The 13,001-nt window shown below is 30.9% G+C and carries 12 protein-coding genes and 1 riboswitch; of the genes, 10 read left to right on the forward strand and 2 right to left on the reverse strand.

The features are described 5' to 3' along the window. The first annotated feature begins 154 nt into the window (after positions 1–154). The 7 genes from HYG84_RS05675 to HYG84_RS05705 all read left to right on the forward strand — a co-directional run bounded on the left by HYG84_RS05675 (position 155) and on the right by HYG84_RS05705 (position 10,473). Complete coding sequence (locus HYG84_RS05675) at positions 155–466, forward strand: metal-sensitive transcriptional regulator (protein WP_212381159.1); 312 nt, start codon at positions 155–157, stop codon at positions 464–466. A 48-nt stretch (positions 467–514) separates the two neighbouring features. Beyond that, complete coding sequence (locus HYG84_RS05680; protein ID WP_212381161.1) at positions 515–2,977, forward strand: heavy metal translocating P-type ATPase; 2,463 nt, start codon at positions 515–517, stop codon at positions 2,975–2,977. 92 nt (positions 2,978–3,069) lie between these two features. Beyond that, positions 3,070–3,285 (forward strand): heavy-metal-associated domain-containing protein, encoded by a 216-nt coding sequence (locus tag HYG84_RS05685; RefSeq protein ID WP_212381163.1) that lies wholly within the window; start codon positions 3,070–3,072, stop codon positions 3,283–3,285. Positions 3,286–3,822: 537 nt separating this feature from the next. Next, the gene (locus HYG84_RS05690; protein WP_212381165.1) at positions 3,823–8,481 is read left to right on the forward strand and encodes a collagen binding domain-containing protein; all 4,659 of its coding nucleotides are present in this window, start codon (positions 3,823–3,825) and stop codon (positions 8,479–8,481) included. A gap of 142 nt (positions 8,482–8,623) precedes the next feature. Beyond that, a complete protein-coding gene (locus tag HYG84_RS05695; protein WP_212381167.1) occupies positions 8,624–9,310 on the forward strand; it encodes a class D sortase in 687 nt (228 codons plus the stop codon). A 48-nt stretch (positions 9,311–9,358) separates the two neighbouring features. Further along, the gene (locus HYG84_RS05700) at positions 9,359–9,502 is read left to right on the forward strand and encodes a hypothetical protein (protein ID WP_212381169.1); all 144 of its coding nucleotides are present in this window, start codon (positions 9,359–9,361) and stop codon (positions 9,500–9,502) included. 76 nt (positions 9,503–9,578) lie between these two features. Then, positions 9,579–9,663: riboswitch (cyclic di-GMP riboswitch) on the forward strand. A gap of 12 nt (positions 9,664–9,675) precedes the next feature. Next, positions 9,676–10,473 (forward strand): transglutaminase-like domain-containing protein, encoded by a 798-nt coding sequence (locus HYG84_RS05705; protein ID WP_212381171.1) that lies wholly within the window; start codon positions 9,676–9,678, stop codon positions 10,471–10,473. Between the two features lie 531 nt (positions 10,474–11,004). Here the strand turns inward: HYG84_RS05705 and HYG84_RS05710 are convergent. After that, complete coding sequence (locus HYG84_RS05710; RefSeq protein ID WP_212381173.1) at positions 11,005–11,253, reverse strand: hypothetical protein; 249 nt, start codon at positions 11,251–11,253, stop codon at positions 11,005–11,007. 21 nt (positions 11,254–11,274) lie between these two features. Further along, the gene (locus HYG84_RS05715; RefSeq protein WP_212381175.1) at positions 11,275–11,670 is read right to left on the reverse strand and encodes a hypothetical protein; all 396 of its coding nucleotides are present in this window, start codon (positions 11,668–11,670) and stop codon (positions 11,275–11,277) included. Here HYG84_RS05715 and HYG84_RS20735 point away from each other — a divergent pair. The 3 genes from HYG84_RS20735 (at position 11,639) to HYG84_RS20620 (ending at position 12,866) form a co-directional block, all read left to right on the forward strand. Next, positions 11,639–12,202: an MBOAT family O-acyltransferase gene (locus tag HYG84_RS20735; protein ID WP_249168722.1), complete on the forward strand. Its 564-nt coding sequence runs from the start codon at positions 11,639–11,641 to the stop codon at positions 12,200–12,202. The two genes, HYG84_RS05715 and HYG84_RS20735, sit on opposite strands and share 32 nt — an antisense overlap. Beyond that, positions 12,129–12,434 (forward strand): hypothetical protein, encoded by a 306-nt coding sequence (locus tag HYG84_RS20270; protein ID WP_249168771.1) that lies wholly within the window; start codon positions 12,129–12,131, stop codon positions 12,432–12,434. Before HYG84_RS20735 ends, HYG84_RS20270 begins: the two co-directional genes overlap by 74 nt. Positions 12,435–12,647: 213 nt before the next feature. Further along, positions 12,648–12,866, forward strand: a complete 219-nt coding sequence (locus HYG84_RS20620) for a hypothetical protein (RefSeq protein ID WP_212381177.1) — start codon at positions 12,648–12,650, stop codon at positions 12,864–12,866. Positions 12,867–13,001: the final 135 nt, after the last annotated feature.

Here is a 13,001-nt window from a genome sequence, read left to right on the forward strand (position 1 = left end):
TGTTATGCCTGTCTTTTTTGCATAATAGTATAAAAGGCTTGTTCAAATAGCAGATTCTATTTTTTATATAATAAAATAAATTTAAAATTTTTATAAAAGGCACTTTACATACCCTATGGGGGTATGGTATATTTAGAGCAAGGGAGGTGATTGTATGGAAAATTGTTGTGGCGTAGATAAAGAAACAAAGAAACCAACAGAAAATTCGATTAAAGCCCAAAAATCTGTTTTAGATAGACTCAATAGAATAGAAGGACAGATTAGAGGCATCAAAAATATGATTGAAAATAACACTTATTGTGATGATGTTATTAATCAAATAGAAGCTTCTAGATCTGCTCTCCATTCTGTACAAATTATTTTATTAGAGAGTCATATAAAGAATTGCGTAGTTGATCAGCTTCAATATGGAGATACTGACGTAATAGAAGAGGTTTTAAAAACCATTAAGAAGTTAACAAAATAATTAGACATAAAGTTACAAAACTATATATTATGAAGGGGTGAAATATTTATGAAAACTACTACTAAAACAGTAAGTGTTAAGGGTATGACCTGTGCTTCCTGTTCATCTGCAGTTGAGAGAAATATTTCTAAGGCTAATGGAGTTTCAAAAGCAACTGTAAACCTGGCTACAGAAAAACTTACTGTAGAATATGATACAGAAAAAATAAGCATGGAAGATATGGCAGATAGAATAGATAAACTAGGATATAAACTAGTAGAAGATACAGATGTAAGAGAAATAACTATTCCTATTAAAGGGATGACCTGTGCTTCTTGTAGTGCTGCTGTAGAAAGGGCATTAAAAAAGCAAAATGGAGTAATAGAAGCTAGCGTTAATCTTGCTACGGAAAAGGCTAAAGTAAAATATGATAATGATATAATAAAAATATCTAAAATCAAGCAAGCTATTGAAAAAGCAGGATATAAACCATTAGATGTAGAAGTTGAAATGAGTAGTGATAAAGATAAAGAAGCAAAGGAAAAGGAAATAAAAACCCTTTGGAAAAAATTTATTATTGCAGTTATATTTACTACACCACTTTTTTATATTTCTATGGGACATATGATGGGAGCACCTTTACCTCAGATCTTAGATCCCCACTACAATCCGTTAAACTTTGCTGTAACTCAGATGCTTTTAACTATACCTGTTATGTTAGCTGGCTATAGGTTTTATACTATAGGCTTTAAAACATTGTTTAAAGGCAGTCCTAATATGGATTCTTTAATAGCTATAGGTACTAGTGCTGCTTTTGTTTATGGTATTTACGCTATTATGGAAATAGCTGGTGGAAACCATGATATGGCTATGGAACTATATTTTGAAACAGCAGGTGTTATTATTACTTTAATAATGCTAGGTAAGTATTTAGAATCTGTGTCTAAGGGAAAAACATCAGAGGCTATTAAACAACTAATGGGACTACAGCCTAAAGTAGCAACAATTATTCAGGATGGAAAAGAAGTTAAAATTTCTATAGAAGAAGTAGAAGTAGGACATATCATAATTGTAAAACCTGGCGAAAAAATACCAGTAGATGGTATAGTAAAGGAAGGATATACTTCTATTGATGAGTCTATGCTAACTGGTGAAAGTATCCCAGTAGAGAAAAATAAAGGAGATAAGGTGACTGGTGGAAGCATTAATAAAAATGGATCTATTACCTTTGAGGCAACAAAAGTTGGAAAGGATACTGCATTAGCACAAATAATTAGATTAGTAGAAGATGCACAAGGTTCTAAAGCTCCTATCGCTAAAATGGCTGATATTGTTTCAGGATACTTTGTACCTATAGTTATTGGCATCGCTATTGTTGCTGGGATAGTATGGTATGTAACAGGAAATTCACTAAACTTCGCTCTAACCATATTTATTTCTGTATTAGTTATTGCTTGTCCTTGTGCCTTAGGTCTAGCTACACCTACAGCTATTATGGTAGGTACAGGTAAAGGTGCAGAACATGGGGTACTAATTAAAGGTGGAGAGGCACTTGAAACTACACACAAAATTAAAACTGTTGTTTTTGATAAAACAGGTACTATTACAGAAGGTAAACCAAAGGTTACCGATATAGTTGTTCAAAGCGGAATAACAGAAGAAGAACTTCTACTTCTTGCAGCATCTGCAGAAAAAGGCTCAGAGCATCCACTGGGAGAAGCTATTGTTAAAGCTGGGGAAGAAAAAAACTCAGAGCTGAAAAAGGTAGATAAGTTTATTGCTATTCCAGGACATGGTATAGAAGTTACAATTGAAGATAAAAACATGCTACTTGGTAATAAAAAGTTAATGGATGATAGAAAGATTGCAATTACTCTCCAAAACGAGTCAGATAAATTAGCCACTGAAGGTAAAACACCAATGTATATTTCTATAAATGGAGAATTAGCAGGTATTATTGCTGTTGCAGACGTTGTAAAAGAAAGCAGTAAAGCTGCTATAGCTGCTCTTCATAAACTGGGGATTGAAGTAGCTATGATAACTGGAGACAATAGGAGAACTGCTGAGGCTATAGCAAAACAGGTAGGAATTGATATAGTATTGGCAGAAGTATTGCCTGAAGATAAGGCTAATGAAGTTAAAAAGCTACAGGCTACAGGCAAGAAAGTTGCAATGGTTGGGGATGGTGTTAATGATGCACCAGCACTGGCTCAAGCTGACATAGGAATGGCTATAGGATCTGGTACAGATGTTGCTATGGAGTCTGCTGATATTGTACTAATGAGAAGTGACCTAATGGACGTTGTAACAGCTATTCAATTAAGCAAGAAGACTATTACAAATATTAAACAAAACCTATTCTGGGCCTTCGGTTACAACACTGCTGGTATACCAATTGCAGCAGGTCTATTATATGCATTAGGTGGACCGCTTTTAAACCCTATGTTTGCAGCAAGTGCTATGGCTTTAAGCTCTGTTTCAGTAGTTACAAACGCTTTAAGATTAAGAAGATTTAAACCATCTCACCGTTAATAATATGAAAAAATATTAAACATTAAATGAAATTATGGCAACACAATAAAATCTACTATATATCTAAAATTTAAAAACTGGAGGAATATACAATGAAAAAGAAAATTATGATTGAAGGTATGACTTGTGGACATTGTTCAGGAAGGGTAGAAAAAGCATTAAAAGCACAAGAAGCCGTAAAGGAAGTAACTGTTGACTTAGCAGGTAAAAATGCTATAGTGGAACTTTCAGCAAATATTTCTGATGAAGCTATTAAAGAAATAATAGAAGATGCAGGATATGATGTAATAGATATTAAAAACTTATAGAATTATTTAACAAAAGAGCGTAAAGACTGCTAATACTAAAGGCTAGTCTTTACGCTTTTATTTATGCATTAATCAGTCCTATTTTAATATCTTGAAAAACATTAATTCTTTATAGTCAAAAATTTAATAAGTATTTAATTTTATATAAAATAAATAATTAAGGCACCTAAGGATTTGTTATCCTAAGGTGCCTTTTTAGTAGAATAAGTATTGAGCTAAGTAAATAGATCTATAATTGTAAAAAAAATCCTATTTTAAATAGAAAATCATTCTTAATGTTCAGAAAATGTTCAGACATATTTTGTTAAAATTTACATATGCTTTTATAGTTATAGTATCAGATAAAAATATTATAGGCAATACGGCCCTTTGGCCTATAATATAGAACTATTTCAATGAAGCTGTCATATAAGCTATTTATGAAAGGAGCGGATTATTGCAGTGTTGTAAAGAAAATACAATGGAGATTTACATATGATAAGAGCATAAAGTAGCATAGAGTCATTAATTTAGAAGAAGGGAGGGAGTTTTTAAAATATGATATTTCAAAAAAGTAGAAAGAAACGAAGAATCAGTGGCTTTATGATTTTAGTTATGTTGTTAACAGTTATGAGCGGTGTCTTTACAGAAAGCTTTTTAGTCTATGCGAATGAAGGAGATACTGATTTAGTAGAAGTAAGTGGTGAAGTTGTTTCTACTGAAGATAATGAAAATGATAATGATAATACAGCACAAGAACCAGAGGACTTGGAAGAACTAGGACCGGATGAAAATGAAGAAGATATAGAAGGTAACGAAGAAGAAACAGAAACTATACCTGAAGATGAAATAGAAGAAGTAACTCCAGAGGAAGGCACTACGGAAGGGATACTTCCTATAATACCAATGATTGAGCCTATAGAAGACCCTAAAGACTTAGGAGATATCTTTACTTTTAAAAGTTTAAAGGTAGGAGAAGAAGAATTTGACGAAAATAGCCAATCAATTATTATAGAAAAGGATATAATTGTAAAACTTGAATATGGCTGGGAAATTGAAAGTGGGGTTACTGTAAACTCAGGAGATACAGCAAGTATTAAAGTACCAGAAGCTTTTAAATTTCCAAAAGATTTTAATGGTAATATAACAGTAGATACAGTAGATGGTAAAACTATTGTAGGCACATTTAATCTATCTGCCGAAACAAACATATTAGAGTTTGTTTTTAATGATGAAATTGCAAGTAGTGGAGTAAAAAATGGTGTTGTAGGTTTTGGAGTAGAATTTAACTTAGAGAAGTTTAATGAAAGCACTATCCAAAAAATCGAATTTAATGACAAAGTGAATAAGGAACTAACAATAACTCTTAAACCTAAGGAAGAGGCCACTGCAATAACTAAAGCAGGGGAGCCTGATTCAAAACAAGATGCTAAGGAAATTACATGGATTATAGATGTTATAAATACTGAAAACTCTAAAATAAAAGGTGCTAAGGTTGAAGACACTATACCAGCTGGATTAAATTTACCTACGGAAATAAAAGTTTATCCATTAACCCTAGGCTATAATGGTAGTAAAAATATAGGAGTTGAACGTTCTATTACTCCAACAATAAATGATAGAACCATTACAGTAGACCTTGGAGAAATAGAAAGCTACAGTGGATACAGGATTGAGTTTACTACTGGAATAGGGGATTATAGCAAAACTTCATTTGAAAATACTGCTAAATTTTCTTATGATGGGTCTACTCCACTAGAAGCAACAAGTACTCCAGTGAAGATTACTAGAAGTAAGCTTATAGAAAAAGATGGGAGCCAAGATGGACAAAAAGATATAATAGAGTGGACTATCGACGTGAACAAAGCCGGACGTAATATAACAGATGCTATTGTTGAAGATATACTACCAGAAGGATTAGTCTTAATTAAGGATTCTATAAAAATATATGAGCTTACAAAAAATGGAGAGGATTGGATCGAAGCTGATGTAACTAGTGAATTTAATTCAGGAGATATTTCTGATATTTCTAATATTAAATTAGGAAATATCGGAACAAAAGCGTATAGAATTAAGTTCAAAACAGATATAGATTATAGCAAAGTGAACAATGGTAACTATGAAAAAGACGGCAATTCATTTACTAATAAAGTAATTTTGAAAGATGGAAGTGCCGAAATCGATTCTAGCGAAAAGAAAGTTTATGTAGCAAGAAAACCTATATTAAGAAAAGAAGGTAAATCTGCCGAAAAGTATGATGACAAAACTATTACGTGGACCATACATGTAAATGAGGCTAGGCATCCAATAAATAAGGCACAAATTACCGATTTAATTCCAGAAGGATTAAAGTTGAACAAAGATAATATAAAAATATTTAAAAATAACACAGAAGTAAATGAGGGATATACTATAACTACTAACCCCGAGAAGCCTACTGGAAAAGAAGATACAACTCTAACAATAAATTTGGGGGATATAGACAAAGACTATTATAAAATAGAATACGTTACGGAAATAACTGATTTTACTGAAGGGAAAACATTTGAAAATAGGGTTTATTTAACGGGATATGGTGTTGGAAACGGTGGTACAATACCCCCAGCTCCAGTTAAGCCTAAAGATAATTCGTATAAGAAAGAATTTGTTAGCACTGACTATGAAGCAAAAACCATTAGCTGGAGAATTACTATAGACCCAATTAAAGATCCTATAGCAAACCTTAAAATTATAGATACTTTCCCTAATAAAGGTTTAGTATTGTTAGAAGATACATTAAAAGTAGAACCAGGATTTGAGAGGGATACTGATTATACCATTAAACCGCGTACCGAGGATGGTGTAACTGGATATCAAAAAGGATTTGAAATTGAATTTAAAGAAAATGCTTTACCCCTAAATAAAAAAATCACTATTACCTATAAAACTTCTTTTGATCCAGAAAAAGGGATAGAAGAAAATACTGCGAATGGATTATATGAAAACAAAGCTCAATTTATAGGAACAACTAAAAGTGGTAAAGATATAGAAAAAGATTCTAAGGATTCAACAACTGTAAATACAGAATCTTGGTTTAGTGGTAAAAAAGAAGGTAAAAGAATACATGAAGGTGAAGAAGGACGAACTAATGGGTGGATCAGTGGCAAGGAGAGAAAACTTCAGTGGGAAGTATATATAAACTATCTGAAACAAAGCCTTGGTAGTAGTGTTACTGTAACTGATACTTGGGAATATGAAGGACTCCTTGATGAAGATAGTATTGAAGTTAGACAGTATAAAGTAAACCCAAATGGAACAACAGATATTCTTAATGACTCTTTAGTAAAGGGAGAAGACTATACAGTTTCTTCTAACGAGGATAAAAAAGGCTTTACACTAACCTTTAATAAAGAAGTTAAAGAAAGATATGTAATAATATATACAACCAGTGTAGATGGTAAATCGAAAAATGAATATATGAATAGAGCTGAAGTTAAAATTGGAGAACAATCATCAACATATGCAGGTACAGTAGCTTATTCCGAGTATAACGAGTTCCTATCAAAGGAAGCTATAAATGTAAATGGGACGAAGGTTTATACAGATGACGAGCTTAACTGGGAGATTATTATAAACAGAAGCTTGTCAGAAATTGAAAATGCTAAGGTAGTAGACACTATAAGCCCAGGTCTTGTATATGTGGTAGATAGTCTTAAGGTATATAAAATTGTTGGTGAAGAAGAGGTTATTCTAACAAATAGGTATACTTTAGAAACAGAAAATAATGATTTAAATGAAACTATTTTAACGATAGAATTTCAAGATAAAATTGATTCTAAGTATGTAATAAGATATAGTACAGTAGTTTCAGCAGAAACTGGAGAGGTTAATAATAAGGTTTCCTTTAGTGGTTCTGAAGAAATAGAAGAAATAGTAGAAACCACAAAGCTGAGTGCAAGGCAATTTTCTTGGGTAGGTGGAGAGATAGATCCTAACAAAGGTAATATTAAGCTAATAAAAATTGATGGAGATTCACCTAATGAAAGAATAAAAGACGCTGAGTTCCAATTATACTATTATTTAAATGGCGAAAATAAACTAGTTGGTGAACCTATTAAGACCGATGACGATGGAGTGATTTTATTCCAAAATCTATCCTTTAGAACTTACTTCTTGGAAGAAGTTAATCCACCAGAAGGATATCAGGCATTAGAGATACCAATAGAAATTAAGCTTTATAAGGAAGAAGTAAGTGAGGATTATGATAATAAAACAAGGACAAAAACTTTAGAAGTTAAAAACTACAAGCTTGGTTCACTAGCTATCAAAAAAGTAGATTCTAAAGATGAAACTAAGGTTTTAGCTGGAGCAGAGTTTAAACTTAAGAATACTGAAACTAACAATGAGTATATTCTAATAACAGATGATAATGGATTAGCAAAGCAAGAAAATTTACCACAAGGCACATATACTTTAAGAGAAACAAAACCACCAAAGGGATATAGATTAGACTCTAAGACTCACACTATAGTTATTAGTGGAAGTGATGAAGAAGACAAGGAACTTCATATTGATCTATCTATATCAAATATAAAAACACCACCACAGCCAGTTTTAGGTGGGTTAAGTATTAAAAAGATAGATAGTAAGGATAGCACAGTAGCATTATCAGGAGCAGAGTTTGAGGTTAAAGACTCTAAAGGAGAAGTAGTAGCTGTACTAACAACCGATAAAAACGGAGTAGATACGGTTACAGGCTTACCATTAGGGAAATATACACTGGTTGAAACAAAAGCTCCAAGAGGATATGATTTAGATAAAACTATTCATGAATTAACAATAAGTAGTTCTATTACTGTTAATTTGGTTTTGAAAAATATTAAAGTACCAACTACACCTGGCGGAGAAGATCCAGATGAGCCAGACAAACCAGATAAACCAAATAAGCCAAATAAACCAAATGAGCCAGATAAACCAACAGAACCAGTAGAACCACAGGAGTATGTTGAGCCAGAAGAACCAGAGACTCCTGTAGTTGAAGAAACTATACCAGAGGAAGTTCCTGTAGATGACGGGGTTGAGGTACCAGATGATGGTATACCACTTGGAACTATAACAGATTTTGAAACTGAGAAATTACCCCAAACAGGTGAAGGAAGTCCTCTTATGACGTATTCAGTTGGGCTGTTACTAATTATTTTAGGTTGGGTAACAATAAGAAAGAAAGCTGCCCAATAAAAGGCATAAGTAACAGGGTTTAACAATAAATATACTTAAAGTATTTAGACAATAAGTTCTCCAACTAAAGAAGATGGGGGACTTATTGTTCCATTTTTAGACGACATGATATTAATAGTGTATAAATTTATTGGAGGACATAATGAAAAATAGATTATCTATAAAAAATGTACTAGCAATAACATTAATTGTTATTGGTAGTGGCATTATTTTGTACCCAAATTTGCGTAATTTTTATTATGATATAAAACAACAAGAGATTAAGAATAATTATATTGAAAGTATGAGTGCAATTCATGCTATAGATGATGATACGAACCAAGATATGGATAACATTAAAGATAATATAATTGAAGAAGATGAAAGCCTTGAAGATCAGATGGTACACCAATCGGAGAATAAAAAGATGTTAGAATTAGATAAACAATGGCCTGTTGAGGCTACCTTAATAATTGAAAAAATTGATCTATTAATGCCAATATTAAAAGGTGCAACAAAGGAGCATTTAAATGTTTCTATATCCAGTATTAATAACACCGGAAAGCCTTGGGAAGGAAATAATTATGCAATAGCAGGACATAGAAGTAGAAAATATGGGCGTCATTTTAATAGATTAAATGAATTGGAAATCGACGATGAAATTTCAGTGATGGATACAAAAAATAATGAGTTTATTTATAGGGTTTTTAGCAAAGAAATAGTAGACGAGAATGAAATTTCAGTATTGGAAAACTGTAATAAAAGTGAACTAACATTGATTACTTGTGATCCCATTAATGTAAAAAATCCACCAACACGATTAGTAGTGAAAGCCATCCAGATTAATTAAATTTTATTTTGAGAAAAGCAAGTATATTTAGCTGTATTAAAAAATTATATGTTAAGTTTATATAAGTTAGGGTATTTATATGACAACAAGCTAGATAAAAATAATAAGATTAATAATAAGAATGTATTTGAGATTATTAATAGGATAATAAAAAAAATATTATTAAATGAATTATTAAAAACAAATATTTAAAGCTTTTAAACTATATAAAACTAGGACAAATTGTAGTATAGTAAAAGATAATTAAATATATTTATCAGGTGCTTTCCACCGATAAAGGCAAATCTAGTGAAAGCTAGAGACGCAAAGCTAAAGGGCCTTCCTTAGAAATAAGATGGTAGCCAGTTACCGAAAGGGGAGTTTTTATGTTAAAGCTACGTAAAGTAATTTCTTTATTAGTTATTATTTTATCAGTATACTCCACAGTAGTTTTTGCACAGGCTTCTACTCCAAGTATTGATAAAACCAAATTAGATGCTGGATTAGTAAGTATTAATTATAATCCTCAAAAACAAGTGACTACAAAAGTAATTATTAGTAAAGGGGATGTGAAGTATACTTATAACCTAAAATCAAATAATAGTTTTCCATTACAGTTTGGAGATGGAGAGTATACAATTTCTATTTTAGAAAATGTGGAAGGTAATAAATACAAGCTAGTAGAAAAAGAGGATGTTATTTTGAAATCAACAAATAAAAACGAAGTGTTTTTACAATCCATCCAAATGATTGACTGGAATAATGATATGATCCCTATTAAAAAGGCTAGAGAATTAACTAAGGATGCTAAAAATGATAAAGATAAAGTTACTGCAATATATAATTATATTATAAACAATATTAGTTATGATAATAATAAAATAAACAACATTAGCACAGAATATATACCTTCTATAGAGGAAACATTAAAAGTATCCAAAGGAATATGCTACGATTATTCAGCCTTATTTGCGGCAATGCTTCGAAGTGTAGATGTTCCTACAAAACTAATGATGGGACGTAAAAGTGATATTGATACATATCATGCTTGGAATCAAGTATACTTAAACGATACTAATGAATGGATTACTATAGATACTACTTATGATGCCGCTAAAAAAACAAAGTCACCTAATTTAATGATTAAAAACGAAAAAGAATATTCTATAGAAAAACAATATTAAATACTATTATTATGTATAAAAATTAATTGTATATAGAACTAAAGCAGTTGGCTTTTATTCAAAGCTAACTGCTTTTTAATATAAATAAGTAGTTTTAAGGCTTTAGAAAGCTAAACAATTAGTATATTTTAATAAACTAGAATGGTTAAGGACTTATTATTGAACTATGTTATAATAAACCTATCCTTCCAAGAAAGAAGGGAGGTGGATCACAATTGTCACAACCAACAAAAGAAAAAGAGTACATAGTAAAGCTTATAACAGCAATAGCAGCCTTAATTACAGCAATAGCAACGTTAATATCCGCAATAAAGTAGAAAAAGCAGGTGTTCGCGCACCTGCTTTTTCTTTTTCGTCACAATTGTCACAACACAATTATTTGATTTATTGATTATATATAATATACCACATTTGCGAAGATTTATGCAATATTATAATAAAATGTTTCTATATATAAATGAGTCATAGCATAAACTTTGTATTTAATTCCGAATCACATATAAAATTTAAATCTACAATTAATTGATGTTTTTATCGTGTAATAATAATAAAAAGCTTAATACATGCTGCAATTCCAATTAATATAGCAGTTAGACTCATTAGCGAAAAAACAAATTTGTTCCAACGAATGGAAGTGGGAGTTACATTTACAGGATTAAATTTTTCAGAACTTGTATACATTTTTTCAGCTAAAAAATTTAAATGTAATATTGCCAATATACCTGTAGGAAGTAGCAATGAAAATAATGCAAAGAATAGAATATCGCTGAATTTTTCCAAGTAAGTCACTCCTTTTATATATTATCTAGTTCCTAAACTATACCATTCATAATTATCTAAATCTGAAGTTTCAATCTTATCTTTAATAATATTCTGTAAATCAATTATTATATATGGATCTGCATATACTATTTCATACTTATCACTAGTTTTGTTCATAGCTCGTACTATTAGAATAAATGTTTCGCTATCATTTACTTGATACCCTTCTTTTAGTAAGTTAACATTTATGGGCTCAGAAATTAAATAATGAGTTATTTTATTTTGTTTAATTCTTTTCCATTCGTTTTTCACTGTTATCTCGGCATTTCCTATTAATTTGTTTTCAAACTCAGTCAGTTTACTTTCAAGGACGTACTTTCTGTAATTTTCAAGCACTGATTGCATGTTTATAAAAAATACAGCTAATCTATCCATTATTGAGTCTTGGATTGGAATAATATGTTACAGCCTCCAAATATATTTTGATTTTAGTGGCTATAGTGATATGGCAATAGGGCTTGGGAAATTATTTGGATTTGATTTCTTAGAAAACTTCAATTACCCATATATATCCCAGTCGGCTTCTGAATTTTGGAGAAGATGGCATATCTCTTTAGGTAGCTGGTTTAGAGATTATGTCTATATTCCCCTAGGAGGTAATAGGGTATATAAAATAAAATCATATATGAACTTATTTATAGTATGGTTTTTAACTGGTCTATGGCATGGCGCAAACTGGGCCTTTATTATTTGGGGTCTATATTATGGCGTTCTTATCATATTAGAAAAGGCCTTTTTAGAAAAGTTATTGAGGAGATTACCAAAAATATTGAGACATATTTATTTATTATTAATAGTGGTTAATAGTCCTTATTGGATGGATATTTTTCAGGGTGGACAATATAAGCCAGGGATTAGCCTTTATCAAAGTAATGATTGGATTAGGTACAAACCCAATAATCAATAACAATGTCTTAATCTATATCAATGATTATTGGTATATTATGATTGCATCTGGAATTTTTTCAACTCCAATAGTAAAAAAGATCAAGGATGCTGCTCTAAAAACAAACCAAAAATTATTGGAAAACAGTATAGCTTATGGACTTCATAGCTCGATACTTATTATTTGCATGTTTATAGTTATCGTTTTATTAAGTAGTTCTAGTTATAATCCGTTTTTATACTTTAGATTTTAGGAGATGAGGATCTTAAAATGAATAAGAAAAAAGCAAAATATATTGTAGTTCCGTTTTTAGTAATCATGTGAGAAAGATAAAAAAGTCCAGGAAGAAGATGTTATTGCTACCTTAAGAAACAAAAATAAATGGGATTATGGAGGAGCCTATATTAGAGGTAATGTTTGTAACATACTCAAAATAAAAAATGATAATGCTCTAACAGATAAAAAGATGCTTGTTTTTAGAGATTCTTATCAGGCACCTACAACATTAATGTTTGCTGATTTATTTAGTGAAGTTCAATTTATTGACCCTAGAAATATAGAGAATATTAAAATGAGTTATGAAGAGATTATCCAAAACAGTGATTCTGATATAGTTGTGTTTATGTACAATAGTTCCGGATTTGATTCTATGATTAAAAATATGATTGATAAAGGCATTAGTTAAAACAAATTGAGTGAAGAATATTATAAGAATAATTAAAGATCCAACTGAAGTGCACCTTAAATATTAGTCACGAATCTTCCGAATGCCGTTCGTATAAACTTTAAACTTAGACACTATACGATTATTCTGATTATT

The organism is Alkaliphilus sp. B6464 (assembly GCF_018141165.1).
In the GTDB taxonomy this organism is placed as follows: Bacteria; Bacillota; Clostridia; order Peptostreptococcales; family Natronincolaceae; genus Alkaliphilus_B.